Source organism: Pseudarthrobacter sp. TE9888 (assembly GCF_056279345.1).
Genome location: NZ_JBWBRD010000002.1, coordinates 3,077,277 through 3,102,432, shown reverse-complemented (window position 1 = coordinate 3,102,432; position 25,156 = coordinate 3,077,277). Strand labels below are relative to the sequence as shown.

General features: G+C 66.8%; 22 protein-coding genes and 1 rRNA gene. 7 read left to right on the top strand and 16 right to left on the bottom strand.

Annotated features, from left to right (window positions below):
* Positions 1 to 57: 57 nt before the first annotated feature.
* The 4 genes from scpB to ACZ9J7_RS14895 all read right to left on the bottom strand — a co-directional run bounded on the left by scpB (position 58) and on the right by ACZ9J7_RS14895 (position 4,020).
* Positions 58 to 726, bottom strand: a complete 669-nt coding sequence (gene scpB / locus ACZ9J7_RS14910; protein WP_476210477.1) for an SMC-Scp complex subunit ScpB — start codon at positions 724 to 726, stop codon at positions 58 to 60.
* On the bottom strand, positions 723 to 1,538 hold the full coding sequence (locus ACZ9J7_RS14905; protein WP_476210476.1) for a segregation and condensation protein A: 816 nt from the start codon (positions 1,536 to 1,538) through the stop codon (positions 723 to 725). Before ACZ9J7_RS14905 ends, scpB begins: the two co-directional genes overlap by 4 nt.
* A 7-nt stretch (positions 1,539 to 1,545) precedes the next feature.
* Positions 1,546 to 2,445, bottom strand: coding sequence for a ParA family protein (locus tag ACZ9J7_RS14900; protein ID WP_056331794.1), 900 nt, complete (start codon positions 2,443 to 2,445; stop codon positions 1,546 to 1,548).
* Positions 2,446 to 2,676: 231 nt separating this feature from the next.
* Positions 2,677 to 4,020, bottom strand: coding sequence for a cation:dicarboxylate symporter family transporter (locus ACZ9J7_RS14895; protein WP_476210474.1), 1,344 nt, complete (start codon positions 4,018 to 4,020; stop codon positions 2,677 to 2,679).
* Positions 4,021 to 4,178: 158 nt separating this feature from the next.
* Between ACZ9J7_RS14895 and ACZ9J7_RS14890 the strand changes: the two genes are divergently transcribed.
* Together ACZ9J7_RS14890 and ACZ9J7_RS14885 are read left to right on the top strand one after the other, a co-directional pair.
* Positions 4,179 to 5,813, top strand: a complete 1,635-nt coding sequence (locus ACZ9J7_RS14890; protein WP_476210473.1) for a sensor histidine kinase — start codon at positions 4,179 to 4,181, stop codon at positions 5,811 to 5,813.
* Positions 5,810 to 6,523 (top strand): response regulator, encoded by a 714-nt coding sequence (locus tag ACZ9J7_RS14885; RefSeq protein WP_476210471.1) that lies wholly within the window; start codon positions 5,810 to 5,812, stop codon positions 6,521 to 6,523. The genes ACZ9J7_RS14890 and ACZ9J7_RS14885 overlap by 4 nt, the downstream gene beginning before the upstream one ends.
* A gap of 33 nt (positions 6,524 to 6,556) precedes the next feature.
* On the opposite strand, the gene ACZ9J7_RS14880 is transcribed toward ACZ9J7_RS14885, so the two are convergent.
* Complete coding sequence (locus ACZ9J7_RS14880; RefSeq protein ID WP_476210469.1) at positions 6,557 to 8,458, bottom strand: propionyl-CoA synthetase; 1,902 nt, start codon at positions 8,456 to 8,458, stop codon at positions 6,557 to 6,559.
* Between the two features lie 172 nt (positions 8,459 to 8,630).
* Between ACZ9J7_RS14880 and ACZ9J7_RS14875 the strand changes: the two genes are divergently transcribed.
* From ACZ9J7_RS14875 to ACZ9J7_RS14860, 4 genes are all read left to right on the top strand, one after another.
* On the top strand, positions 8,631 to 9,287 hold the full coding sequence (locus ACZ9J7_RS14875; RefSeq protein ID WP_476210467.1) for a GntR family transcriptional regulator: 657 nt from the start codon (positions 8,631 to 8,633) through the stop codon (positions 9,285 to 9,287).
* Positions 9,280 to 10,800: an MmgE/PrpD family protein gene (locus tag ACZ9J7_RS14870; RefSeq protein WP_476210466.1), complete on the top strand. Its 1,521-nt coding sequence runs from the start codon at positions 9,280 to 9,282 to the stop codon at positions 10,798 to 10,800. The genes ACZ9J7_RS14875 and ACZ9J7_RS14870 overlap by 8 nt, the downstream gene beginning before the upstream one ends.
* Positions 10,800 to 11,702 (top strand): methylisocitrate lyase, encoded by a 903-nt coding sequence (gene prpB / locus ACZ9J7_RS14865; protein ID WP_476210465.1) that lies wholly within the window; start codon positions 10,800 to 10,802, stop codon positions 11,700 to 11,702. Before ACZ9J7_RS14870 ends, prpB begins: the two co-directional genes overlap by 1 nt.
* 75 nt (positions 11,703 to 11,777) lie before the next feature.
* Positions 11,778 to 12,917, top strand: coding sequence for a bifunctional 2-methylcitrate synthase/citrate synthase (locus ACZ9J7_RS14860; RefSeq protein WP_476210463.1), 1,140 nt, complete (start codon positions 11,778 to 11,780; stop codon positions 12,915 to 12,917).
* 83 nt (positions 12,918 to 13,000) lie between these two features.
* Here ACZ9J7_RS14860 and ACZ9J7_RS14855 read toward each other — a convergent pair whose 3' ends face one another.
* Entirely contained in the window at positions 13,001 to 13,483 is a 483-nt protein-coding gene (locus tag ACZ9J7_RS14855; protein ID WP_476210461.1) for an 8-oxo-dGTP diphosphatase, read from the bottom strand.
* 70 nt (positions 13,484 to 13,553) lie between these two features.
* Between ACZ9J7_RS14855 and ACZ9J7_RS14850 the strand changes: the two genes are divergently transcribed.
* A complete protein-coding gene (locus ACZ9J7_RS14850; protein WP_476210459.1) occupies positions 13,554 to 14,255 on the top strand; it encodes a hypothetical protein in 702 nt (233 codons plus the stop codon).
* 13 nt (positions 14,256 to 14,268) lie between these two features.
* Here the strand turns inward: ACZ9J7_RS14850 and xerD are convergent, their stop codons facing one another.
* The 10 genes from xerD to rrf all read right to left on the bottom strand — a co-directional run bounded on the left by xerD (position 14,269) and on the right by rrf (position 25,070).
* A complete protein-coding gene (gene xerD / locus ACZ9J7_RS14845; protein ID WP_476210457.1) occupies positions 14,269 to 15,306 on the bottom strand; it encodes a site-specific tyrosine recombinase XerD in 1,038 nt (345 codons plus the stop codon).
* Complete coding sequence (locus ACZ9J7_RS14840) at positions 15,306 to 15,965, bottom strand: NUDIX domain-containing protein (RefSeq protein ID WP_476210455.1); 660 nt, start codon at positions 15,963 to 15,965, stop codon at positions 15,306 to 15,308. The genes xerD and ACZ9J7_RS14840 overlap by 1 nt, the downstream gene beginning before the upstream one ends.
* Positions 15,966 to 15,990: 25 nt before the next feature.
* A complete protein-coding gene (locus ACZ9J7_RS14835) occupies positions 15,991 to 17,766 on the bottom strand; it encodes a CTP synthase (RefSeq protein WP_476210453.1) in 1,776 nt (591 codons plus the stop codon).
* Between the two features lie 28 nt (positions 17,767 to 17,794).
* Complete coding sequence (gene recN / locus ACZ9J7_RS14830; protein WP_476210451.1) at positions 17,795 to 19,534, bottom strand: DNA repair protein RecN; 1,740 nt, start codon at positions 19,532 to 19,534, stop codon at positions 17,795 to 17,797.
* A gap of 4 nt (positions 19,535 to 19,538) precedes the next feature.
* Positions 19,539 to 20,564, bottom strand: a complete 1,026-nt coding sequence (locus ACZ9J7_RS14825) for an NAD kinase (protein ID WP_476210449.1) — start codon at positions 20,562 to 20,564, stop codon at positions 19,539 to 19,541.
* Between the two features lie 13 nt (positions 20,565 to 20,577).
* Positions 20,578 to 21,393, bottom strand: a complete 816-nt coding sequence (locus ACZ9J7_RS14820; protein ID WP_476210447.1) for a TlyA family RNA methyltransferase — start codon at positions 21,391 to 21,393, stop codon at positions 20,578 to 20,580.
* Complete coding sequence (locus ACZ9J7_RS14815; protein ID WP_476210445.1) at positions 21,393 to 21,644, bottom strand: hypothetical protein; 252 nt, start codon at positions 21,642 to 21,644, stop codon at positions 21,393 to 21,395. The genes ACZ9J7_RS14820 and ACZ9J7_RS14815 overlap by 1 nt, the downstream gene beginning before the upstream one ends.
* A 9-nt stretch (positions 21,645 to 21,653) precedes the next feature.
* Positions 21,654 to 22,643 (bottom strand): HAD-IIA family hydrolase, encoded by a 990-nt coding sequence (locus ACZ9J7_RS14810; RefSeq protein WP_476210444.1) that lies wholly within the window; start codon positions 22,641 to 22,643, stop codon positions 21,654 to 21,656.
* A 6-nt stretch (positions 22,644 to 22,649) separates the two neighbouring features.
* A complete protein-coding gene (locus tag ACZ9J7_RS14805) occupies positions 22,650 to 24,632 on the bottom strand; it encodes a hypothetical protein (RefSeq protein ID WP_476210442.1) in 1,983 nt (660 codons plus the stop codon).
* 321 nt (positions 24,633 to 24,953) lie between these two features.
* Positions 24,954 to 25,070, bottom strand: a 5S ribosomal RNA gene (gene rrf / locus ACZ9J7_RS14800).
* Positions 25,071 to 25,156 lie beyond the last annotated feature (86 nt).

Below are 25,156 nucleotides of genomic sequence, written 5' to 3'. Positions count from 1 at the left end.
TCTGCCCTGATAAATAACCCTTGCTGGATGGACTGGTGCGGGCAGGGGTTGTCCTGCCTACATCGTCTCGGCGTCGTAGAACTCTGCGATCCCGTCGAGCCCCGGTAGGTGCGGCGACAGTTGGGGCAGGTCCCCCACTGAACTGATCCCCATCCGTTCGAGGAAATACGAGGTAGTCCGGTAGAGGATTGCGCCGGACTCGGGATCGGTTCCCGCGTCCTCGATCAGCCCGCGTTGGGCCAGCGTCCGTACGACAGAGTCAACATTGACCCCGCGAATTGCAGACACGCGCGCCCGGGAAACGGGCTGGCGGTACGCGATGACTGCCAGTGTTTCCAATGCCGCCTGGGTTAGCCTGGCAGTCTGCCCCTCAAGCACATACTTGCCCACAATGTCGGCAAATTCCGCGCGGGAGTAGATGCGCCAGCCACCGGCGATGTTCCGCAATTCAAAACCCCGGGGACTGGATCCGATGCCAGCGCTGCTGGCACTCTCCACCTCCGGGGCTTTAACAGTATAGCCGTTATACTCGCGCTCCAGTTCTGCCAGCAGGGAGCGGACCGCATTGACCGTCAGCCCTACCCCGGCGGCGAGCTCCTCCTCAGTGGCCGGCTCGTCCAGAACCATGAGGACCGCTTCCAGGGCAGCCTTGGCCCCGCCGGGAAGGTGGGCGAAGTCCTCCGCGTGGCCGGTGTCGTCCTGCTGTGCATCCTGCGACGGGTTCACAGTTGCTCCTCGAATTCTTCGCTTAGGTTTTCCGCCGACCAGTCCGGGCGGTCCGCCGTCCAGTGGATGGCGAGGTCCGCCAGCGGGGATAGCTGGTCGAATGAGACGGCCCGGTCCCGGAAGAGTTCCAGGAGGGCCAGGAACCTGGCCACCACCACCAGGGTGGAGCCGGCGTCGGCAATCAGGGAGCGGAAGGTCAGCGGCGATTCCTCCCGCAGCCGGCGGCCCAGCACCTCGGCCTGTTCCTTGACGCTGACGTTGCTGCCGTGAAGGTGGCCGAGCGCCACTTGCGGTGGCTGCGCAGGCGCCTTGGGCCTTAGGGCCGCCTCGGCCAGGGCAGCGAACTGGTGGGGTGTGTGCTTCCAGACGAGTTCGGGAAGCATGGCCGCAAAATGCTCTTCGAGAGCCACTTGGCGGGGAAAACGGCGCCCTTCCTGGTCCAGGGTTTCGCCCAGGATTCCTGCAACCTGCTTGAACGCCTTGTACTGGAGCAACCGGGCAAAGAGCAGGTCCCGCGCCTCCAAAAGGGCAATGTCCTCGTCGTCCTCGACTTCACCGGCCGGGAGGAGCCGGGCGGCCTTGAGGTCAAGGAGGGTAGCGGCTATCACCAGGAACTCGCTTGCCTCGTCCAGCGCCCATTCTTCGCCGAGCTGCTGCAGCTTGCGGATGTACTTGATGAACTCATCAGTAACCGTGGCGATGGCAACTTCGGTGATGTCCAGCTGGTGCTTGGCAATCAGTCCCAGGAGGAGATCAAACGGACCCGTGAAGTTGGCCAGCCGCACCTCGAAGCCGGGCTTGGATTCGGCCACAGCGTGGTTAGGGCGCGCCGCCGCGGGAGATCAGCTCCTTGGCGAGCCGGCGGTAAGCGTCGGCACCTACGTGGTTTCCGGCGTAGCTGGTGATGGGCTCGGCAGCCACGGTGGCATCGGCAAACTTGATGGACCGCTTGATCACGGTCTCGAAGACCTTGTCACCGAACGCCTCCACCAGCCGGGTGATCACTTCGCGGCTGTGCAGGGTCCGGGCGTCATACATGGTGGCCAGCACGCCGTCCACCTGCAGCCGCGGGTTCAGCCGGTCCTGCACCTTGTCGATCGTTTCCACGAGGAGGGCAACGGCACGCAGTGCGAAGAACTCGCAGATGAGCGGAATGATGACGCCGTGGGCCGCAGTAAGGGCATTGACGGTCAGGAGGCCCAGGGACGGCTGGCAGTCGATAAGGACGACGTCGTAGTCGTCTTCGACCTTCTTCAGCGCACGGTCCAGGACCTGTTCGCGTGCCACCTCATTGACCAGCTGCACTTCTGCCGCGGAAAGGTCGATGTTGGCCGGCAGCAGGTCGACGTTTTCGACGCCGGTCTGGTGGATGGCGTCGCGGATGTCCACCTTGCGGTCCATCAGGACGTTGTACACGGTGAGGTCAAGCTCGTGCGGGTTGACGCCGAGGCCCGCGGACAGCGCGCCCTGGGGGTCGAAGTCCACGAGCAGGACACGGCGGCCGTACTCGGCGAGCGCGGCGGCCAGGTTGATGGTGGAGGTGGTCTTCCCGACCCCGCCCTTCTGGTTGACCATGGCGATGACGCGGGCCGGACCGTGGGAGGGCAGCGGCGCAGGTTCCGGGAACTCGCGGTATGGGCGTCCCGTGGGGCCCATCACCGCGTTTTCCAGGTCGAATTCCGTGCCCTCCAGAGTTGCTGAACCCTGTTCGCTGCTCACGTATCTGTCCACACTTTCGATGACGGTGATTTCCTGCCGCTGGCGTACCAGCGCCGTTCGTTCTGCTCCCTAGGTTACAGCGCCCGACACGGTATTCGACGGAACTTGACTTTCCGCGAATGTTGAGCCTTGACCCTCTAGCTGAGGTCGAAGGTTCGTTGCCGGGACAACGTAAAACCGCCCCCGCAGCGTGGCTGCGGGGGCGGTTTCGGGTCTCTTGAACGGCCTGGGCTAGGCCTTGGCGGCTTCCCGTGCGCCTTCTTCCTTTGGTGCCATCTCGCCGTGGCCGGCAATCATGGTCTGCTCGTCGAAGGGAACTTCGCCGGAGAGGACGCGGGCAACCTGGCCGCCGTCGATCTCCTTGACCCAGGTGCCCACCAGGACGGTGGCCACAGCGTTGCCGGTGAAGTTGGTCAGCGCGCGGGCCTCGGACATGAAGCGGTCGATGCCGACAATGATGCCCACTCCCCCGAGCAGTTCGGGACGGTGTGCCTGCAGGCCGGCTGCGAGGGTGGCCAGGCCGGCGCCGGTGACACCCGCCGCACCCTTGGAGGCGATGATCATGAAGACCAGCAAGGAGATCTGGGCGCCGAGGTCCAGCGGGGTGCCCATGGCGTTGGCCACGAAAAGGGACGCCATGGTCAGGTAGATGGCGGTGCCGTCCAGGTTGAAGGAGTAGCCCGTGGGAACGGTGACGCCCACGACAGGCTTGGAAACGCCGAGGTGTTCCATCTTGGCGATCAGGCGGGGCAGCGCCGCTTCGGAGGATGAGGTGGAGAAGATGATGAGGTATTCGCGGGCCAGGTACTTCATCAGCTTGAAGATGTTCACGCCGGCAACAACCTGCAGCAGGCCGCCCAGGATGACCACGATGAACAGTGCACAGGTGATGTAGAAGGCAATCATCAGGGTGAACATGCTCACGATGGCCTGGACGCCGGTGGCACCGACGACGGCGGCGATGGCGCCGAAGGCGCCCACCGGGGCGAGCCACATGATCATGATCAGGATGCGGAAGACAAGGGCCTGGGCGTGGCCGATGGCCTTGAGGATCGGGGTGCCCTGGGCGCCCATCTTCTGCAGTGCGAAGCCAACCAGGATCGCGGCCAGCAGGGTGGGCAGCACCGGAATGTCGCTGGGAATGATGCCCATCAGGAAGTCCACGGTGCTGTCCGTGGCGGCCTTCTTGTTGGGATCGTAGGGCGTCAGCTTGAGGCCTTCACCCGGGTGGATCAGGTTGCCCACCACCAGGCCGATGGCCAGGGCGAAGGTGGACATGATGATGAAGTAGCCAAGGGCGAGGCCGCCCACCTTGCCGACGGTGGCCGCTTTGGCGATGGAGCCGATGCCCAGGACGATGGTGCAGAAGATGACCGGCGCGATCATCATCTTGATGAGCTTGACGAAGCCGTCACCCAGGGGCTTGAGCGACTTGCCAACCTCCGGGAAGAGCAGGCCCACCACCGCGCCGAGGACGACGGCGGCGATGACGGCAATGTAGAGGTAGTGGGACTTGTCCAGTCCCTTGCGCCGCGGCGTCGCGGTCTCGAGCGACTCTCCTCGTTGAGAAGCCATGATGTGTCTCCTTGTGGATATTCTGATAGACGCTGCGGCGCAGTCTCTGGGCTCAACACGTCCGTGCAATGTGATATCCATCATTGGGCACCCCGTGATCCAGCTCACCGTTGCGTTCATATTGGTCGCAGTAGTCCCGGGGTTCAGATGGAGGCAGCATGATCCACCGCTGGAGTATCGCCCGCCGGCTCTTCCTGGCGAACCTGCTGATCGTCGTATCCTTCATTGCCATCGTGGGAACTGCGGCCTACGTGGATGCGCGGGACCGGACGTATGACGAAGCCGGCCGCCGCATGGAAGGTGTGGCAGCCTCCATCGCGGCCAACCCCCTGGTGCTCCAGGCCGCGGCCACGCCGGACCCGTCCGCCCTCCTGCAGCCCTATGCCAAGGACGTCACCAGCGCCGCCCACATCGATTTCATCACCATCATGGCTCCGGACCGGACCCGCTGGACGCACCCCAGGGATGAAGAGCTGGGGAGGCCGTACATCGGTTCAATCGACGTTGCCCTGCAGGGCAGGCCGTTCACCGAAGTCACCGCCGGCACCCTTGGGCCTTCGGTCCGGACCATTGTGCCGGTCAAGGACGCGGCGGGAACGGTCAAGGCCCTGGTAGCGGCCGGGGTGACCGTCCGCAGTGTCGATGTTGCCTTCACCGGCCGCCTGCCGGTCCTGCTCGCAGTCGGCATCGCCTTGCTGGTGGGCGGTTCCCTTGCGTCCTGGCTGCTGGGCCGGTACCTCCGCAGGGTCACGCGCGGCTGGGGGCCCGAACAGTTGGCGCAGCTGTTCACCTACTACGAATCGGTCCTGCACTCGGTCCGCGAAGGGCTGATCCTTATCGATGCCAGGAAGCGGGTGGTGATGTACAACGACCAGGCTGCCGAACTCCTTGGCCTGGCCGATACGGGAAGCAACGATCCCACCCGGCCGCCGTCGCTGGCGGACCTCCCCCTGGACAGCGAACTGCGCACCCTGTTTGACTCCGGGCGCACCACCAAGGACGAGATGGTGCTGACCGGTTCCCGCGTGCTGGTGGTTAACCAGGGCCCTGCACGGGGCCCGGAATCCCCCGGGGCGCGCGGGAAGGTTCCGGTCTACGGGACGGTGGCTACCCTGAGGGACCGGACGGAGATCGAGGCCCTTGGCAACGAACTGCAGACCATGCGGACACTGTCCGACGCGCTCCGGGCCCAGACCCACGAGCACGCCAACCGGCTCCACACCATGGTCTCGCTTCTGGAACTTGGCCGGACCGGGGAAGCCCTCGATTTTGCCACCCAGGACCTGGCCTTGAGCCAGCAGTTGACGGACGACATGGTGAGCTCGATTGACGAACCCGTGGTGGGCGCACTGGTCATGGGCAAGGTGGCCGAGGCCCACGAGCGAGGCGTCCAGCTGGATGTTTCCACCCTCGGCTCCGGCGCGGCACCCGGGGTTGCCGTGCAGGACCTGGTGACGATCCTGGGAAACCTGCTGGACAACGCCATCGATGCGGCCGCGGATGCGCCGCCACCGCGGCGGGTGGTGCTGACGCTGGAGGCGGACGACGAGGGGCTGGACATCGCCGTGAACGATTCCGGGGCTCCCATCGATCCTGCGGATTCGGAAAAGATCTTCAGGCACGGATTCAGCACCAAGCCTGCAGGGACGGGCGGCCGCGGCATTGGCCTGGCACTGGTCCGGCAGGCGGTGCAGCGTTTGGGCGGTACGCTGGCCATTGACGGCCGGCGCGGCGCCAAGTTCGAAGTATTCCTGCCTGCGGCGGTGTCCGCGGAGAAGGAGCACAAACAGTGAGCAGCATCCGGGTCCTCGTCGTCGAAGACGAGGCCATCGCTTCGGCGGCGCACGCCGCCTACGTGGGGCGGATGGAAGGTTTCGAGCTGGCGGGGACCGCCCCGGACGGCCAGTCCGCCCTTCGGCTCCTGAATGAATTCGTTACTGCGGGCCAGCCGGTGGAACTGGTCCTGCTGGACATGAACCTGCCCGACCTCCATGGCCTGGACATCGCCCGGCGGATGCGGTCGGCGGGGATCCTGGCGGACATCATCGCCATCACCGCCGTGCGCGAGTTGGCAATCGTCCGCAGCGCTGTTGCCATCGGTGTGGTCCAGTACCTGATCAAGCCGTTCACGTTCGCCACGTTCTCCGACAAGCTGGAGAACTACCGCCAGTTCCGGCTGCAACTGGCAGATCCGGGCCACGGTCCCGGCAAGGGCGGTGCCTCGCAAAGCGAGGTGGACCAGGCGTTCGCCAGCCTCCGGGCGCCCTCGGAACTTCCGCTCCCGAAGGGCCTTTCCACCGCGACCCTCGGCTCCGTCCAGGAGTTTCTCCGCGGGCAGCCCGAGGCAGTGTCCGCTACCGAGGTTATGGATTCGCTGGGCATGTCCCGGGTGACGGCGCGGCGCTACCTGGAGTATCTGGCCGACGCCGGCACGGTTTCCCGGACCGCCCGCTACGGAACCCCGGGGCGGCCGGAAAACGAGTACCGCTGGACCGCCCGCTGACGGGTTCCACGCCTGGTTTCCCCGGCGCTGAAGTCAGCGGGCTTCTGTCCCGCCCCGGAGGGCGCCGATCAGCTGGTCAATGACGCCAGGATCCTCGATGGTGGACGGCACCGTGTATTCGTCGCCGTCGGCGATCTGGCGCATGGTTTTGCGCAGGATCTTTCCGGACCGGGTCTTGGGCAGGGCGTCCACCACCGTCACATGCTTGAAGTCCGCCACGGCACCGATGTCCCGCCGGACCATGGCCACCAGGTCCTTGGCCAGGACGTCTTCGGGGATGTCGACCCCGGACTTAAGCACCACATAGCCGCTGGGGCGCTGGCCCTTGAGTGGGTCTGCGAGCCCGATCACGGCGCACTCTGCGACGGCGGGGTGCTGGCCGATCACCTGTTCCATGGCGCCGGTGGACAGCCGGTGGCCGGCAACGTTGATGATGTCGTCGGTACGGCCCATGACGAACAGGTAACCGTCCTCATCGCGGTAGCCGGAATCGCCCGTGGCGTAGCAGCCGTCGAAAGCCTGGAGGTAGGACGAGATGAAACGTTCGTCGTTTCCCCACAGGGTGGTCAGGGTGCCCGGCGGCAACGGCAGCCCGAGCACGATGTTGCCTTCGATCCCCGGCTCGACTTCCCCGCCCCCGCCGTCGAGGATCTGCAGCCGGAACCCTGGCATCGGAACGGTTGGGGAGCCGGCCTTGATGGGCAGTGGCTCCAGTCCACGCGGATTGGCGCAAATGGCCCAGCCGGTCTCGGTTTGCCACCAGTGGTCCACCACGGGTACGCCCAGGACCCGGGATGCCCAGTGGAACGTGTCCGTGTCCAGCCGCTCGCCGGCCGCGAACAGCGTCCGCAGGCTGGAGACATCGTAGTCCCGCAGCAGCGTTGCTTCGGGATCGGCCTTGCGGATGGCCCGCAGTGCCGTGGGGGCGGTGAACAGCACGTTGACCCTATGGTCCTGCACCACGCGCCAGAACGCCCCCGCGTCGGGCGTGCCAACCGGTTTCCCTTCGTACATCACGGTGGTGGCCCCGGCCAGCAGCGGCCCATAGACGATGTAGGAGTGCCCCACCACCCAGCCAACGTCCGACGCTGTCCACATGACGTCGCCGGGGCCGATGTCATAGATGTTTTCCATGGTCCAGCGCAGGGCGACGGCGTGCCCGCCATTGTCACGGACCACTCCCTTGGGCGCCCCGGTGGTCCCGGAGGTGTACAGGATGTAGAGCGGGTCCGTGGCCTGCACTGCGACAGGGGCCACGGGCTGGGCCGATTCCATGGCCGTGTCCCAGTCCAGCCAGCCTGCGTGGTCCGCAGCCGCAGCTGCGAAACCGTAGCGTGCCTTGACCAGCACGGGGATGTCCGGCGCGCCGGCCAGCGCAAGGGCCTCGGCGACCGCCGGGAGGTACTCGATGCGCCGGGCCGGTTCGATGCCACCGGATGCGGTGACCACCGCAGCGGGGGCGGCATCTCGGATCCGTGCGGCAAGCTCCTTGGGTGCGAAGCCGCCAAAAACCACCGAGTGAACCGCGCCCAGGCGGGCGGTGGCCAGCATGGCGATGGCGGCTTCCGGGATCATGGGCATGTAGATCACCACGCGGTCGCCCTTGCCGACGCCGTGGCTCCGCAGCACGCCGGCAAAGCGTGCCACAAGATCCGTGAGTTCCGCATACGTGTAGCGCTGCTGCGTTCCCAGCATGGCCGAGTCATGGATCAGGGCATCCTGCCCTCCGCGGCCTTCTGCCACGTGCCGGTCCAGGGCGTTATAGCAGGTATTCAGGGCTCCATCGGGGAACCAGCTGTACAGCGGCGCCCGGCTGGAGTCCAGGGCCCGGCCCGGCGGAGACGTCCAGTAAATGTTCCGCGCTGCCTCCAGCCAAAATTCCTGGGGCTGTTCGACACTGCGGCGGTAGCTGTCCCGGTAGCTGTTGGTGACCATGAGGGTATCCCGTCCACGACGTTGTGATGCAGCCCATGGTAGACGCCAACAGGGTCGGCCGACAAGAGTTTTGTATACAGAGTTCCAGCTATACCCGCTATTCGTGGAAAATGCTGGCGTCATTCAGCCTGCTGTGTATACACTGATGTCGTCAACGAGGAAGGAGGGCACCATGCGAGCCAGCGACAAGGCCTATGCTGCCCTGCGGGACGACATCATCGAATGGCGCCTTGCGCCCGGCACCGTCCTGGCCGAGGTGGAACAGTCCGAACGCCTTGGTGTGTCGCGCACGCCGTTGCGGGAGGCGCTGGGCCGCCTCACGGCGGAAGGACTCACGACGGCGGGCGGCCGCGGCGTCGTCGTCACCGACATCTCCCTGGAGGACATCGACGAACTGTTCGAGCTCCGCCAGACCCTGGAGGGCAAGGCCGCGGCGCTGGCCGCCCGGCGCGGGGACACCGCCACCTTCGAGCGCCTGCAGTGCGAACTCCTCAATGCCCCCGCGCTGATCAACGGCGGGGACCCCGCCCTGCATGACTACTACGAACTGGTGGGCAGGCTGGACACAGCCATCGACGCCGCCATCTCCAACTCCTACCTGGCCCAGGCCATGCGCAGCCTGCGCGTGCACCTGGTCCGGATCCGCCGCCTCGCCGCCGACGACGCCAGCCGCCTGACCGCCGCGGCAGCCGAGCACGCCGCCATCGCGGAGGCCATCGCCGCCGGCAACCCGGCCCTCGCCGAGGCGGCAACGATCGTCCACCTGCACCGCAGCCTCTCCCACGTCAAAGCGACCCACGCATCCCACCCGAAGGAGCACCATGGTTAAGGAACACCACGTCCGCGTCTACAAGAGCGAAGAAAACCTCCCCCGCGAGGACCAGCTTGCCTACAAGATCGCGCAGGTGGCGGCAGATCCCGTCGCCGTCACCGACGAAGTGACGGACATGGTGATTAACCGCATCATCGACAACGCCTCGGTCGCCATCGCCTCCCTGAACCGCGCCCCGATCGTCGCGGCCCGGGCCCAGGCGCTCACCCACGGACCCAGCACCGGCGGCAAGGGCTCCAAGGTGTTCGGCATCGAGGAACGGGTGGCACCGGAATGGGCTGCCTGGGCCAACGGGGTGGCCGTCCGCGAACTCGACTACCACGACACCTTCCTGGCCGCCGAGTACTCCCACCCCGGCGACAACATTCCCCCCATCCTTGCCGTAGCCCAGCACGTGGGCGCCAGCGGCCACGACCTGGTGCGCGGCATCGCCACGGGCTACGAGATCCAGGTCAACCTGGTCAAGGCCATCTGCCTGCACAAGCACAAGATCGACCACGTCGCGCACCTTGGTCCCTCTGCGGCCGCCGGGATCGGCACCCTGCTGGGCCTCGACGTCGAAACCATCTTCCAGTCAGTGGGCCAGGCGCTGCACACCACCACGGCGACCCGGCAGTCACGCAAGGGCGAGATCTCCACCTGGAAGGCCCACGCCCCGGCATTCGCCGGCAAGATGGCCATCGAATCAGCCGACCGGGCCATGCGCGGCCAGACCTCACCGGTGCCGATCTACGAAGGCGAAGACGGCGTCATCGCCTGGATGCTCGATGGTCCGGACGCGTCCTACATGGTCCCGCTCCCCACCCCCGGCGAAGCCAAGCGCGCCATCATGGACACCTACACCAAGGAACACTCGGCCGAGTACCAGGCGCAGGCCTGGATCGACCTGGCCCGCAAGCTGCACCGCGAACACCCTGAGGTGACCGACCCGGCCAACGTCGAATCAGTCCTGATCAAGACCAGCCACCACACCCACTACGTGATCGGCTCCGGCGCGAACGACCCCCAGAAGTACAGCCCCACCGCCAGCCGGGAAACCCTGGACCACTCCATCCCTTACATCTTTACGGTCGCCCTGCAGGACGGCGCCTGGCACCACGTGGACTCCTACGCACCGGAACGCGCAGCACGTCCGGACACCGTGGAGCTGTGGCACAAGGTGGCCACGGTGGAGGACGCAGAGTGGACCCGGCGCTACCACTCCCTGGACATCGCGGAGAAGGCCTTCGGCGGCTCGGTGGAGATCACCCTCAAGGACGGCACTGTCATCACCGACCAGATCGCCGTCGCCGACGCCCACCCCCTCGGCGCCCGGCCGTTCGCCCGCGAACAGTACATCAACAAGTTCCGGACCCTTGCCGCAGGACTGGTGGAGGAGGCGGAAATCGAAAGGTTCCTCGCCGCCGTCGAACGCCTCCCCGAACTGGGCGCCTGCGAGCTGGACCAGCTGAACATCACTGCAGCGCCCGGGGTCATCGATCTGGCAGCGGCGCCGAAGGGACTCTTCTGATGCTGTATTCGAAGACCACGCCCGAACAGAAGCGGATCCGCTTCCGCGAGCTCCTGTCCTCCGGCACCATCCAGCAGTTCCCGGGCGCGTTCAGCCCCCTCTCCGCCCGGCTCATCGAGGAAAAGGGCTTTGCCGGGGTCTACATTTCCGGCGCGGTCCTGGCCAACGACCTCGGCCTCCCGGACATCGGGCTGACCACGCTGACCGAGGTGGCCACCCGGGCAGGCCAGATCGCCCGCATGACGGACCTGCCCTCGATCGTTGACGCCGACACCGGCTTCGGCGAGCCGATGAACGTGGCCCGCACCGTGCAGGAACTGGAAAACGCCGGCCTGGCCGGCTGCCACATCGAGGACCAGTTCAACCCGAAGCGCTGCGGCCACCTGGACGGCAAGAACGTGGTGGATCTGGATACCGCCACCAAGCGGATCCGGGCCGCAGCGGACGCGCGCCGCGATCCGAACTTCCTCATCATGGCCCGCACCGACATCCGGGCCACCGATGGGCTGGAGGCGGCGCAGCAGCGGGCCAAAGCCCTGGTTGAAGCCGGCGCAGACGCGATCTTCCCCGAGGCCATGAAGGACCTCAGGGAGTTCAAGGCCATCCGGGACGCCGTGGACGTGCCGATCCTGGCCAACATGACCGAGTTCGGCAAGAGCGCACTGTTTACCGTGGACGAACTGGCCGGCGTGGGCGTGAACATGGTCATTTATCCGGTCACCCTGCTCCGTAGTGCCATGGGCGCTGCTGAGCGTACTCTGGAATCGATCAAATCCGACGGCACCCAGGAGGCACAGGTTCCAAGCATGCTGACCCGTGCCCGGCTCTACGACCTCGTTGACTACGAGGCCTATAACCACTTTGACACCGGGGTCTTCAATTTCCGGATCCCCGGAACCTGACATCCCGCCCTGGCACCACACCGGAACGCCGGCATTTGCCGGACACCAGGCTTTAGGAACAAAGGAGTTTCAGCAATGGCTGAAAATGAGATCAAAAAGGGCCTCGCCGGCGTCGTGGTGGACTACACCGCCGTCTCCAAGGTCAACCCTGACACCAACTCCCTGCTCTACCGCGGCTACCCGGTCCAGGAGCTGGCCGCCCGGTGCAGCTTCGAGGAAGTGGCCTACCTGCTCTGGAACGGCGAATTGCCCACCTCGGAGCAGTTGGCGGAGTTCACCGCGAGGGAGCGTGCGGGCCGCGCCCTCGACCCGGTGGTCAAGCAGGTTATCGACGCCTTGCCGGTGACTTCGCACCCGATGGATGTCTGCCGGACCGCGGCCTCCGTGATGGGCGCCCGGCACCCGCAGGCAGAGGATTCCTCACGCGAGGCCAACATGGCCAAGGCTGTTGACCTGTTCGCCGCCATGCCCGCAGTGGTGGCCTACGACCAGCGCCGCCGCCACGGCCAGGAACTCGTGGAGCCGCGCGATGACCTGGGCTATTCGGCGAACTTCCTGTGGATGGCCTTCGGCGAGGAACAGGTACCGGAGGTGGTGGAGGCCTTCAACGTCTCGATGATCCTGTACGCCGAGCACTCCTTCAACGCGTCCACGTTCACCGCCCGCGTCATCACCTCGACGCTCTCGGACCTGCATTCGGCAGTGACCGGAGCCATCGGCGCGCTCAAGGGTCCGCTGCACGGCGGAGCGAACGAAGCCGTGATGCACACGTTCGACGAGATAGGCATCCGGCAGGAGGAGTCCCTGGAGGAGGCTGCGGCCCGGGCGAAGGCCTGGATGGAGGATGCCCTGGCCCAGAAGAAGAAGGTCATGGGCTTCGGCCACCGCGTCTACAAGCACGGCGATTCCCGGGTCCCCACCATGAAGGCCGCCCTGGACAAAATGATTGCCCACTACGGCCGCCCCGAACTGCTGGGGCTGTACAACGGCCTGGAAACGGCGATGGACGAAGCCAAGGCCATCAAGCCGAACCTGGACTACCCGGCGGGGCCCACCTACCACCTGATGGGCTTCGATACCCCCACGTTCACTCCCCTGTTCGTGGCCAGCCGGATCACCGGCTGGACAGCGCACATCATGGAACAGCTGGACTCCAACTCCCTGATCCGGCCGCTGAGCGAATACAACGGCGTGGAGGAACGGCACCTTCCCTAGCGCATGGCAGGAACGCCGGACGGCGGGGCAGGCACTTTGGTGCCTGCCCCGCCGTCGGCGCTTAACGGCCTGGTGGGGCCCGCCTAGCGCAGGAGGCTGCGGGATGAGGCGACCGACTCGTTGTCTGTAGCCATGGTGACCACCACGTTGACCCTCCGGCCTTCCAGCACTACCGGAAGCCAGTGGTCCGCGTCCTGCCACATCCGGTCCACGGGAAGGGTGTCCACGCGGAACCAACCGGGCAGGATCTCGTCGCTGGGTTCCGGCTCGCCCTCCCAGGTGCGGGCAGTGAACAGGCTGGTTTTCATGTCCCATTCCGGCCGGGACGGGAAGATAAAGTGCACGCTGCCGGCATCACGGAGGTCTTCCTGCCGCAGCACCACCCCGGTTTCTTCAAGGACTTCCCGCACCACGGCCTGCGCGTGCGACTCCCCCGGTTCCACATGGCCGCCGATGCCTACGATTTTGCCTTTGCCGAACCCGGTCTGCTTGAGCCCCAGGAGGACCTCGGAGCCGTTCTCCCCATCGCGGAGCAGGAAACAGAGGGTCACAGCGGCTGCGGTCATGGCTCCAGCCTAACCTCACGACGGGCGCCGGAGAGCAGCCCGGTGCCCCACCCGTTGCTACAGTGAGCCCATGAGCACGGCAGGCGGGGAACGGTCCACGCCCACTCCAGGCGTCAGCACTTCGAGCCGCCGCGCCTTCCGTCTGCCTGCCTGGCTGGTGCGGAGGCCCCTGTACGCCGGGTGGCTATGGACCGGAGCCTGGGCGGTGCTGATCCTCGTCGACGAATTCCTGGACCTGGCCGGCTGGGCCTGGTACGCGTGCGTGGGGATGGCTGCGCTACCCACCCTGGTGTGCACGGTGGCAGTACTGAATGCCACGCCGCGACAATACCTGCGGCCGGCGCGGGAGTCCGTGCTGTCGCATTTTTTCGTCCGGTTCCTGGCGCTGACTGCCGCTTTCCTGGTCTGGGGCATCTCGGTGGTTGCCAGCGCCTCGATTTCGACCACGGTGCAGGCGCTTGCAGGTGACTCGGAGCGGGCGGTCACCTCGCTGGGCCTGAATCTCCTCGTGGCCGCCGTGCCGTTGGTTGTGTCCGTGCTGTGGATGGCCCTGATCGTCCGCTGCGCCTGGTTCCTTGCCCGGCTCCGCGGCTGGCACCAGGCGCCCGGGAATTCGCGCGTCCCGGCAAGATTCCTGAGGCGTTCACCGGAGCTCCGGCGGGTGGTCATCGGCCTCGCCCACCCGGGCTTGCTCCTGGTGGCAGGGCTGGGCACTACCATCCTCGCCCTGTTCCTCAGCGGGCTCGAGCTGACGCTCAACCTGATGGAGTAGTTGCCTTCAGGTCCTAGCCCAGCGCCCGTGGATGTGCCGCGGCGTAAATCTCGCGCAGGGTATCGGCAGTGACCAGGGTGTACACCTGGGTGGTGGTCACCGACGCGTGGCCCAGCAGTTCCTGCACCACGCGGACGTCCGCCCCGCCTTCCAGCAGGTGGGTGGCGAAGGAGTGGCGCAGCGTATGCGGTGACACGTCGCGGGTGATGTTGGCTCTTTCCGCCACCGCTTTCAGGATGGTCCAGGCACTCTGGCGGCTGATCCGCCCGCCGCGGGCATTGAGGAACAGCGCGGGCGTGCCCTTCCCCTTGGCGGCAAGCAGCGGGCGCCCGCGGACCAGGTAGGCATCGAGCGCCCGGGCCCCGTAGGAGCCCAGCGGCACCAGGCGTTCCTTCGATCCCTTGCCGAACAGGCGGACGATCGCGGGCCCGGCTCCCGGTTCGGCAAGGGAGATATCGTCAACGTCCAGTCCCACCGCTTCGCTGATCCTGGCCCCCGTGGAATAGAGGAATTCGAGCAGGGCGCGGTCCCGCAGCCCGGTGGCGGTATCGGTTCCCGCCGCTTCGAGGATCCGGGTCACCTCATCGACGCTGATGGCTTTGGGGAGCCGCTTGCCGGCCATCGGTGGGTGTACCTCGCTGGCTGGATCCGCGGTTGTGTGGCCCTCCAGGGCCCAGAACTTGTGCAGCCCCCGGACAGCCACCACGGTCCGGGCGGCGGACCGCACGCCCAGCGCAGAACCGCCGTCGGACCCGTCTGAAAGGGCACGGACGTACCCCGTCACATGGTGCCGGGTGATGTCACCGGGGCGTGAGCAGCCGGCGGCCGTGAGGTAGCGGGCGTATCTGGCCAGGTCCCGCCGGTAGGCTGCGAGGGTATTCGCGGCCAGCCCGCGTTCGACGCCGAGGTGCTGGAGATAATCGGTGATTCCACGCTCGATCGCGGCCGGGACGGCCGCAGGTGCGGCACCGGCGGTTGCGCCGTCAGCAGGGGCGGCCTCCGGGGCCGGCTCAGCCTCCGGGACCGCTTCCACCGATGGACCAGGCACCATCAGCGCTGGCTGGGGTGGGCGGGCCAGGGGGCGTCGGCGGGACGGAGTCCGTCATAGCTGGAAGAGCGGGCGGCTGCAGCGGCGAGGATCCCGACGACGGCGGAGGGGTTATGCAGGCGGCCGGCCAGGACGGAGGCCACAGCGTCGTCCAGGCTGATCCAGTGGAATTCGATCTCCGCTTCCTCGTCCGTTCGCTCGTGGCGTTCGTGGTGCGGCACTTCGGTGAGGTCGCGGGCCAGGTAGATGCGGATGGCTTCGCTGGAGGATCCGGGGGAATTGAAGACATCGGCCAGGACGTTCCAGGTCCCCGCCGCCAGATCCGCTTCTTCGGCGAGTTCCCGCGCCGCCCCGACCACGAAGTCTTCGCCTTCGACGTCCAGCAGGCCCGCGGGGACTTCCCAAAGGTCCATGCCAACGGGGTGCCGGTACTGCTTCAGCAGCAGGACCTGGCCCTCTTCATTCATAGGCAGGACGGCGACGGCGCCCGGGTGGTCGATGTAGTCGCGGGTGAGGGCATCCCCGGACTCGGAGAGCTGGAAAGTGTCACTGACGACGTCCCAGATCCTGCCCTGGTAGACCTTCTCCGTGGACAAAAGACGGCGCGGGCTTGGTGCATCCGAAACCTGTTTGGCAGGGGTGGCTTCAGGTGTACCAGGCATCGCGCCGTCCTTTTTGTTCTATTGACTACTTAGCGGTAACGCTACCCGATGCTGCAGGCTCCTCCACCGCGGGGGCAGCCGTGTCGGCAGCGGCCTGCTGGCCTGCGCCCTGGTGGTCCAGGGCCGCCTTGATCAGGCCGGTGAACAGCGGGTGCGGGCGCGTGGGCCGCGAGCTCAGCTCGGGGTGCGCCTGCGTTGCAACGTAGTACGGGTGCACGTCCGCAGGCAGCTCAACGAATTCGACGAGCTTGCCGTCCGGGGAGGTACCGGAGAAGACCAGGCCCTTCTCTGCGATCTGCTCGCGGTACTTGTTGTTGACCTCGTAGCGGTGCCGGTGGCGTTCGCTGACCGTGGTCTTGCCGTAGGTGCCGGCAATGACCGAGCCCTCGTCCAGCTTGGCTTCGTAGAGGCCCAGGCGCATGGTGCCGCCCAGGTCGCCGCGGCCTTCGACGAACTCCAGCTGCTCTTCCATGGTGGCGATGACCGGGTACTTGGAATCCGGCTCGAACTCGCTGGAGGAGGCACCTTCCAGGCCCACCACGTTGCGGGCGTACTCGATGACCATGCACTGCAGGCCAAGGCACAGGCCCAGCACAGGCAGCTTGGTCTCGCGGGCGAACTTCAGGGCACCGAGCTTGCCTTCGAGGCCCCGGATGCCGAAGCCGCCAGGCACGCAGATGGCGTCCACGCCGTCGAGCGCCTTGATGGCGCCCTCCCGGGTTTCGCACTCGTCTGAGGGGACCCACCGGATCTTGACCTTGGCCTCGTTGGCGAAGCCGCCGGCACGCAGGGCTTCGGTGACCGAAAGGTAGGCGTCCGGAAGGTCGATGTACTTGCCCACCAGCGCGATTTCGACCTGGTGCTTGGGATTGTGGACGGCCTCCAGGAGGCGGTCCCAGCTGGTCCAGTCAACGTCCTTGAACGGCAGGTCCAGGGCACGGACGATGTAGGAGTCCAGGCCCTGGGTGTGCAGCGTCTTGGGGATGTCGTAGATGCTCGGGGCGTCCGGGCAGCCGATGACCGCTTCGAGGTCGACGTCGCACATGCGGCCGATCTTGGCGCGCATGGCCTCGGGGATCTCGCGGTCGGACCGGATCACGATGGCTTCGGGCTGGATACCGATGGAGCGCAGCGCTGCTACCGAGTGCTGCGTGGGCTTGGTCTTCAGTTCCTGCGACGGTCCGATGTACGGGACCAGGGAGACATGGACGAAGAAGACATTCCCGCGGCCAACGTCCTGGCGGACCTGGCGGGCCGATTCGAGGAACGGCTGGGACTCGATGTCGCCGACGGTGCCGCCGATTTCGGTGATGATGACGTCCGGGGCGTTCTTGCCTTCAGCGGGGAGCCGCATGCGGCGCTTGATCTCGTCCGTGATGTGCGGGATGACCTGGACGGTGTCGCCGAGGTATTCGCCGCGCCGTTCCTTGGCGATCACCGTGGAGTACACCTGCCCGGTGGTCACGTTGGCCGAACCTTCGAGGTTTTCGTCAAGGAACCGCTCGTAGTGCCCGATGTCCAGGTCCGTCTCGGCGCCGTCGTCCGTGACGAAGACCTCACCGTGCTGGAAGGGGTTCATCGTGCCCGGATCCACGTTCAGGTAGGGATCGAGCTTCTGCATCGTGACGGACAGGCCGCGGGCCCGGAGCAGGTGACCGAGGCTGGAGGCCGTCAGTCCCTTACCGAGGGAAGACGCCACGCCGCCGGTGACGAAGATGTGCTTTGTCATCTTGGAGGAGCCCGGGAACCGGGAATTTACACGGGAATTTGATCGCTGCACCACGGAATTCGAGCCTATCATCAATTGTGCCTTCCCGTGGCTGTTCCCGTCAGGCCCGCTGCGGCAGGAGTTTGGCGTCGTCCAGCAGTTCCTGGGCGTGGGCCTGGGCGGACTCGGAGTCTTCCTGGCCCGCCAGCATGCGGGCGAGTTCCCGCACGCGTTCCGGCCCGTCAAGGAGGCGGACGTCACTGGAGGTGAAGCCGGTGGCGGTGCCCCCGTCGGCTCCCCTGACGGATGTCTTGGTGACGGTGATGTGCTGGTCGGCAAAGGCGGCCACCTGGGGAAGGTGGGTGACCACCAGAACCTGCACGTGCCGCGCCAGCATGGCCAGGCGGCGGCCGATCTCGACGGCGGCGCGCCCGCCCACACCGGCGTCGACTTCGTCGAACACAAACGTGGGGACGGGGTCGACGGCGGCCAGCACCACTTCGATGGCCAGCATCACGCGGGACAATTCACCACCGGACGCGCCCTTGCCCAGCGGCCGGGCCGGGGCACCTGAGTGCGGCTGCAGCAGGAAGCTGATGTCGTCCGCGCCGTGCGGACCCAGCTGCCCGGCAGCTTCGAGGTTGATCACCAGGGTGGCGTCTGCCATGGCCAGGGCCTTCAATTCGGCGCTGACCCGGGCAGAAAGGTCCTTGGCCGCCTTGGCGCGGATCTTGCTGATGGCCGCGGACTGCTTGGTCAGTTCTGCTTCGGCGCGGACCACTTCCGCGTCGAGGGCTTCGATGCGGGAGGAGTCGTCCTGCAGCTCGTCGTACCGGACCCGCGCGGTTTCGGCCCACTCCAGCACTTCATCGATGGTGGGGGCATATTTGCGGACCAGCTTGGCCAGGGCTGCCCGGCGGTCCTCGATTTCGGCGAGCCGTTCAGGCCCCTCGGTGTCCAGGCCGGCCTGGTAACTGGCCAGTTCGGTGGCGATGTCGTTGAGCAGGAAGCCCACTTCCGCCAGCCGCACGGCCGCCGAGCCGAGTTCGGCGTCGTGCTCGGCCACATGCTCCAGGGTGCGTTTGGCGGAATCCACCAGGGTGGTGGCGTCGCCGGTTTCGCCGAAGTCCTCGGCGATGAGGGCCTGGTGGGCTGTGCTGGCCGCGATCCGGAGCTCCTCGACGTTGGCGAGCTTGACGGCCTCGGCCTTCAGGAGCTCGTCCTCCCCCGGCTGCGGATCCACCTCGTCGATTTCAGCCAGGGCTGCCTCCAGGGATTCGGCTTCGCGCAGCCTGTCCCGTGCGGCGCTCCGCAGGCTGTCCAGTTCCGCCTGGCTGGCCTTCCACCGGCTGTACAGCTCCTGGTACGCGGACAGCGGTCCGGCGAGGTTGTCTCCGGCGAACTTGTCCAGGGCCTCCCGCTGGGCTGTGGCGCTCTTGAGCCGGATCTGGTCCGACTGGCCGTGCACCACCACCAACGATTCGCCGATCTCGGCCAGGACGCCCACCGGGGCAGCCCGCCCGCCCAGGAAGGCACGGCTGCGGCCGTCGGCACCCAGGCGCCGGGCCAGAATAAGCTCGGCGCCGCCGTCGAACTCCTCCGTGTCAGCACCGGCGTCAAGGGCGCGGGCGATGGCCGGATGACCGGCGTCGAGCTTCAGCACCGCTTCCGCGGTGGCGCTTTTCGCGCCGCTCCGGACGGCTCCGGCGTCGGAGCGCGCTCCCAGCAACAGTCCGACGGCGGTGACCACCATGGTCTTGCCCGCGCCGGTTTCACCGGTCACCACGCTCAGTCCCGGGCCGAGCGGGAGCGTGGCGTCGGTGATGACGCCGAGGTCGCGGATTCTCAGTTCTTCAAGCATGGATTCACTTCGCAGTCGACGGATCGGGATCGCTGCCGGGGTTCTCCACATTCGGGACGGGCAGCGGCGGCATGGGCCGGGGCGTCCGCACAATGGGGATGGGTCCGGTGTGCACGGCATCGGACTTCGGTACCGGGCCGCGCCAGCCGTGGATGGGCAGCTCGAACTTGCGGACCAGCCGTGCCGAGAAGGGCGTCTGGTGGGTGCGGGCCAGCCGGACCGGGGTGGCCGACTTGGTTACTTCGACCCGCGCGCCGGGCGGCAGGTCGACGGAGCGCCGGCCGTCGCACCACAGGACCCCCTGGGCGTCGGTGCGGCCCAGCACCTCGACGGCGAGCCTGGACCTGGGCGATACGACGAGGGGCTTGGCAAAGAGCGCGTGGGCACTGATGGGCACGATCACCAGCGCCTCCACCTCCGGCCACACCACGGGGCCACCGGCGGAGAACGCGTAAGCCGTGGAGCCCGTGGGGGTGGCCAGCACAATGCCGTCGGAGCCGAAGGACGTCAGTGGGCGCTGGTCCACCTCCGTGACGACTTCCAGCATGCGCTCCCGGTTGGCCTTTTCGATGGCAGCCTCGTTTAAAGCCCAGGTGTGCCAAATCTTCTGGCCGCGGACCCAGACCTGGACGTCGATGGTCATGCGCTCTTCGACGGTGTACTCCCGGCTGGCAATCCATTCGACGGTCTGGGCAAGGTCCGCCCGCTCACTTTCCGCCAGGAAGCCCACGTGGCCCAGGTTCACGCCCAGCAGCGGCACATCCACCTCGCGCACCAGCTCCGCGGCGCGCAGGATGGTCCCATCGCCGCCGAGGACCATGACCAGTTCCACGTCGGGCAGCTGGACATGGTCGTGGAGGACCTCCACCGGCTGGGCCAGGTGCCCGAAGAACCGTTCCATGTCGCCCAGCTCGGACTCCTGCATCACCGGGACCATGCCCGAAGCATGCAGCAGGGCGCAGGCTTCCCAGGCGGCCTTCAGTGACTCCTCGCGGCCGGTGTGGGCAAGGACCAGTACACGCCTGCTCATCAGGTTCCGCTCTCTAGTGGTTCTGCCAGATTTGTCCGAGCAAGGCAGCTGCTGCCGCCTCTCGCTCTTCGATCTTAGGCAAGTCTTGGGTGATCCTGCGTTTTATCCACAGGAAGTATTCGACGTTGCCGTCCTGCCCGGGCAGCGGACTGACCGCCAGGCCGCAGAGGTCCAGGCCGGCGTCCAGCGCTGCCCTGGCCACCTTCTCGACGGCCAACCGCCGCTCGCGCTCCGACGTGACGACGCCGGTCCGGCCCAGCCGGTCCTTGCCGATCTCGAACTGTGGCTTGACCATCAGCACCAGGTCGCCGCCGGGCTCGGTGCAGTCAGCCAGCGGCTGAACCACGAGGGTAAGGGAGATGAAGGAGAGGTCGGCGACGGTCAGGGCAGCGGGGCCGCCGATGTCGGCGGGCGCCATATATCGGACGTTCATGCCCTCGTGGACCTCCACGCGCGGGTCGTCCCGGAGGTGCGGCACCAGTTGGCCATGCCCGACGTCGACCGCCACCACGTGCGCGGCCCCCCGCCTCAGCAGGACGTCCGTGAAGCCGCCGGTGGAGGCACCGGCGTCGAGGCACCGTTTGCCTTGGGCCGAAACGCCGGGAAACGCGTCCAGCGCACCGGCCAGCTTGTGCCCGGCACGGCTGGCGTAGGTGTCCTGTTCATCGTGTTCCACGGCCAGGTCCCGGCTCTCGTCAACCTGCAGGGATGCCTTGCCAAGGACCTGGCCGCCGGAACTCACTTTGCCTTCGGCGATCAGTGAAGCGGCGTGCGTCCGCGACCTGGCGAGTCCGCGGGCCACCAGTGCCTGGTCGAGGCGCACCGGCATCAGGCGGCCCCGCCGTCCGGACGAGTGCCCGGGGCAGTAATGTCTGCGGGATCGCTGTTAAGCGCGGCCAGCAGATCATCGTGAAGCAGGTTGTAGACGGCCTCGTGGTCCGCTGCCGGAAGCTGGGGCAGGTCTAGGAGCCGGGCGACGGCCTGCGCCACCGGCGGATCCGTGATGTCCCGCCCGTCGGCCTGCGGCCATTCCGGTGCCGGCTTGGATGTCGGGTCTTCCGGTTCAGTCAGCTCGGTCATGGAACCAGTCTAGTGATCCAGCCACACCAGCTTGGGCGCGTGCGGGGCTGCGGCGTCAGGCGTCGCGGCCCACCATGCGGCACACGCCGCCCGCCACGAGTCGAGGTTGTCCTGGCCGCCAATGACGCCCACCGCTCCGTTGGCAACGCGCGCTGTGGACTGCCCGCAGATGTAAGTGCCGTCGTCGTGCGTTATCTCCGGGTAGGGCCGGTGCAGGTCCCCGAGGTTCGCAATGATGTATTCGGGACGTTCCGCCGCCCTGGCCGCCAGGATGGTTTCGCGCGTGTCGACCCCGGTCAGGACCGCCACCGTGGCGAAGCCGGCATTGTTGCCACCCAGGATATCCGTGTCCAGCCGGTCGCCCACCACGAGGGGACGTTCCGCCCCGAGCCTCTTGGCAGCCGAATGGAACAGCGGCGCTTCCGGCTTGCCTGCCACCCGCGGTTGCTGGCCGGTGGCTGCGGCGACTGCGGCAACCAGGGTGCCGTTTCCCGGGGCGATGCCCCGCGCCTGCGGGATGGACATGTCCGTGTTGGTGGCTACCCAGAGGGCCCCGGCATTGACCACGTACGTGGCCTCGGCCAGGTCCTTCCATCCGATGGCGGGGCTGAACCCCTGGACCACGGCGACCGGGTCCTCATCCTGTCCGGCCACCGGCACCAGGCCCACCAGCTCGATTTCCCGGGCCAGGGCCGGGCTGCCCGTGATAAGGATCCTGGACCCGGGAGCAAGCATCGAGGCAAGCAGCTCGGCCGCCGCCTGGGACGAACTCACCACCTGGTTGTCCTCTGCGGGTGCACCAAGCTCCCGGAGATGCGCTGCAACGTCCGCGGGTGACCGGGATGCGTTGTTGGTGACATAGCCCAGGCCGATGCCCAGGCCCGAGAGCTGCTTCAGCGATTCAACAGCTCCCGGAATGGCGTGCGGCCCGGCGTAGACCACGCCGTCCAGGTCGGCGAGGAGTGCATCGAAGCGGGAAACCAGGGAAACGTCGCTCATATGTGGTCAGTCTTCCCGGCGGTCTTCGTCGTGTTCAGCTCCGGCGTTGTCTTCTGCAGCGGCGTCGTCAGCGGGCACGGCCTCGAGCTCGTCATGTTCCACCGAGTCCTGGTCCGATTCTGCGTCGTCGGAAACGAAGTAGTCGGCGTCCTGGTCGTCGATGCTGGTGTCCTGCGCGGACTTCGCGTCGACTGATCGGTCGCTCTTGGCCGTTGCGTCGGTTGAATCTGCAGCAGGCGCCGCGGCGTCGGAGGCGCGTTCGAGCATCCTGCGGCGTTCAGCCTCTTCCCGGGCCTCTTCTTCCTCGTCCCAGCCGAGGTCGATGATCTCGGGTTCCTGGTCAGCGCCCAGACCCAGGGCGTCTTCTGCCACGACGGCCTGCCTGTTCCACTTGTCTGCTTCTTCCTGCCGGCCCACAGCCGCAAGTGCATCGGCGTAGGCACGGAAGAGGCGCGGGCTGTAAGAGAAGGCACGGTTCATGTCCAGTTGCGGGATTTCAAGTTCGGCTACGGCCGCGTCCAGCTGGCCAAGGTCAGTCCGTGCCCCGGCAGCTACGATTGCCAGTTCTACCTTGCCGGGGGCATCGAGGTCCTGGGCTTCCTCCGACCGGGCTACGTCAAGGGCGCGGTCCGGGCGGCCCAGGCCACGTTCACAGTCGGCCATGACGGGCAGGTGGACGTTGGAGCCACTGATACGGCGGAAGGTGCGGAACTCGCGCAGCGCCTCGCCGTAGTGGCCGGCAGCGTAGGCGGTAAGGCCCACGGCTTCGCGGACGGCGGCGAGCCTGCCTCCACGACGGCTGGCGGCGAGTGCATGCTGGAAAGCCAGCTCCGGCTCGTCGTCAATGAGGCGGCCGGCCATCACCAGGTGGCGGGCCACCCATTCCGAGCTCTTGGCTTCGAGGGTCTTGATCTGGTGCTGCGTTGCGCGGTCCAGTTCCTTGCCCGTGACGTCTTCATCGATTTCGGGAGAGCGTTCCCGGTCCGGCCGGTTGGCGCTGCGGAGGTCGGCAGCGTTGGGCACGCGGACAGGACGGTCTTCCTGGCGGTCGCGGCCAAAGCCGCGGGGACCGGCACCGCGGCCTGATTCGGCCCGGGAATCACCGCGGTCGAAGCTGCGGGGTGCCCGGTCCTGGCGGTCGCCAAAAGGCCTGCGGTTCTCTCCGCCGCCAAAACCACGACGGTCGCCTTCGCCATCACGGCGCGGACGGTCACCAAACGGTTTGCGGTCGCGATCGCTGAACTGGCGACGGTCGCCTTCGCCATCACGGCGCGGACGGTCACCAAACGGCTTACGGTCGCGATCGCTGAACTGCCGACGGTCGCCATCGCCATCACGGCGCGGACGGTCACCAAACGGCTTACGGTCGCGATCGCTGAACTGCCGACGGTCGCCATCGCCGTCACGGCGCGGACGGTCACCAAACGGCTTACGGTCACGATCACCGAACGGCTTACGCTCGCCACCGCCGGCACCGCCGCCAAAACCACGACGATCACCCTCGCCGTCACGGCGCGGACGGTCGCCAAACGGTTTGCGGTCGCGATCGCCGCCGCCAAAACCACGGCGGTCACCCTCGCCATCGCGACGGGGACGGTCACCAAACGGTTTACGGTCGCGGTCGCTGAACTGGCGACGGTCGCCATCGCCGTCACGGCGCGGACGGTCACCAAACGGCTTACGGTCACGATCACCATAGGGCCTACGCTCGCCACCACCGGCACCGCCGCCGAAGCCGCGACGGTCACCCTCACCATCACGGCGCGGCCGGTCACCCTCGCCATCGCGACGGGGACGGTCGCTGAACGGCTTACGGTCACGATCACCATAGGGCTTACGCTCGCCACCACCGGCAGAGCCGCCGCGGGAGAAGTTGTTGCCATCGCGGTCGGACCGGGACCGGAACCCGCGGGGGTCACCACCGGAGTTGTTGTTGCCGCGGAACGCGCCCCGGTCGTTGCCTCGGTTGCCACCGTTATGCTCGGCCATTTGGATTCCTCCTGTTGTGAGCCGACCACTGGCGCAACTGCAGCCGCTCTTTTCGTTTCCTACGCAACCCGAAATCAAGCGCTTCGAAGTCCGTACATCTTCATCAATTCTAGTGGAGCCACCAAATCCCCCCGGACAGCGCGGGCCCTGGGAACGGTATCGTGGCAATCTTCACAACGGGACAGCCTGCGGCAACCATTGCCTTTGCCGCCGGCATGACCCCCGCCTGTCGGATGTCGCTGCTAACCGTCGTTGGCGGGTTTTTGTGTTAAATGTGGGAGGCCCCAACCGTGTGGTTGGGGCCTCGACCATGTAATGATGTTCCGGCGGTGACCTACTCTCCCACACCCTCCCGGGTGCAGTACCATCGGCGCTGTGGGTCTTAGCTTCCGGGTTCGGAATGGGACCGGGCGTTTCCCCCACGCTATGACCGCCGTAACCCTTGTACCCGAACCCCGCAGGGTTGGGAAATCTTGTGGTTACAACGTCCCTGCCTGTGGGCAGGGGGTGGTGTTGTATTTAGT

Bases quoted from the DNA above. Each gene is read 5' to 3' on its own strand.
- ACZ9J7_RS14835 (WP_476210453.1), bottom strand. From the start codon at position 17,766: ATGATAGGCTCGAATTCCGTGGTGCAGCGATCAAATTCCCGTGTAAAT.
- ACZ9J7_RS14820 (WP_476210447.1), bottom strand. From the start codon at position 21,393: ATGCCGGTGCGCCTCGACCAGGCACTGGTGGCCCGCGGACTCGCCAGG.
- prpB (WP_476210465.1), top strand. From the start codon at position 10,800: ATGCTGTATTCGAAGACCACGCCCGAACAGAAGCGGATCCGCTTCCGC.
- xerD (WP_476210457.1), bottom strand. From the start codon at position 15,306: ATGGTGCCTGGTCCATCGGTGGAAGCGGTCCCGGAGGCTGAGCCGGCC.
- ACZ9J7_RS14850 (WP_476210459.1), top strand. From the start codon at position 13,554: ATGAGCACGGCAGGCGGGGAACGGTCCACGCCCACTCCAGGCGTCAGC.
- ACZ9J7_RS14840 (WP_476210455.1), bottom strand. From the start codon at position 15,965: ATGCCTGGTACACCTGAAGCCACCCCTGCCAAACAGGTTTCGGATGCA.
- ACZ9J7_RS14875 (WP_476210467.1), top strand. From the start codon at position 8,631: ATGCGAGCCAGCGACAAGGCCTATGCTGCCCTGCGGGACGACATCATC.
- ACZ9J7_RS14895 (WP_476210474.1), bottom strand. From the start codon at position 4,020: ATGGCTTCTCAACGAGGAGAGTCGCTCGAGACCGCGACGCCGCGGCGC.
- ACZ9J7_RS14810 (WP_476210444.1), bottom strand. From the start codon at position 22,643: ATGAGCGACGTTTCCCTGGTTTCCCGCTTCGATGCACTCCTCGCCGAC.
- ACZ9J7_RS14880 (WP_476210469.1), bottom strand. From the start codon at position 8,458: ATGGTCACCAACAGCTACCGGGACAGCTACCGCCGCAGTGTCGAACAG.
- recN (WP_476210451.1), bottom strand. From the start codon at position 19,534: ATGCTTGAAGAACTGAGAATCCGCGACCTCGGCGTCATCACCGACGCC.
- ACZ9J7_RS14870 (WP_476210466.1), top strand. From the start codon at position 9,280: ATGGTTAAGGAACACCACGTCCGCGTCTACAAGAGCGAAGAAAACCTC.
- ACZ9J7_RS14855 (WP_476210461.1), bottom strand. From the start codon at position 13,483: ATGACCGCAGCCGCTGTGACCCTCTGTTTCCTGCTCCGCGATGGGGAG.
- ACZ9J7_RS14805 (WP_476210442.1), bottom strand. From the start codon at position 24,632: ATGGCCGAGCATAACGGTGGCAACCGAGGCAACGACCGGGGCGCGTTC.
- ACZ9J7_RS14890 (WP_476210473.1), top strand. From the start codon at position 4,179: ATGATCCACCGCTGGAGTATCGCCCGCCGGCTCTTCCTGGCGAACCTG.
- ACZ9J7_RS14825 (WP_476210449.1), bottom strand. From the start codon at position 20,564: ATGAGCAGGCGTGTACTGGTCCTTGCCCACACCGGCCGCGAGGAGTCA.
- ACZ9J7_RS14815 (WP_476210445.1), bottom strand. From the start codon at position 21,644: ATGACCGAGCTGACTGAACCGGAAGACCCGACATCCAAGCCGGCACCG.
- ACZ9J7_RS14860 (WP_476210463.1), top strand. From the start codon at position 11,778: ATGGCTGAAAATGAGATCAAAAAGGGCCTCGCCGGCGTCGTGGTGGAC.